This is a genomic window from Psychrobacter sp. I-STPA6b (assembly GCF_020662265.1).
Lineage (GTDB): Bacteria > Pseudomonadota > Gammaproteobacteria > Pseudomonadales > Moraxellaceae > Psychrobacter.
Genome location: NZ_VEWM01000003.1, coordinates 1 through 299, shown reverse-complemented (window position 1 = coordinate 299; position 299 = coordinate 1). Strand labels below are relative to the sequence as shown.

The window sequence follows — 299 nt, the reverse complement described above, 5'->3', positions numbered from 1 at the left end:
TTTTAGGCGCATCTGTGTATGGATAGAGGGGATATCATCGATCATAAGATATTTCACTTCGGGATCGATAAGTTCAAGCTTAGAGTACAGATGCATACCGTACAGATTGTCCAATGGTATTTTGACACTATAGGGATAGTCCCCTTCTACCGCCTCTAATGCCTTCTCCCACTTCTTATCTGACTCAAGGGTGATAAGAATATCTGGATGATGCTCACACACTAAATCTATCAATGCTTGGGTATTATTATTTGGCGTTAGTACATTGGAGACCATAAGCTTTAGCTGATGGGCTTCGG

At 41.5% G+C, this 299-nt stretch carries 1 protein-coding gene; it reads right to left on the bottom strand.

From position 1 onward, the window contains the following. On the bottom strand, positions 1 to 299 hold a 299-nt coding region (locus FHK88_RS00015), incomplete at both ends, for an endonuclease/exonuclease/phosphatase family protein (protein ID WP_227428741.1).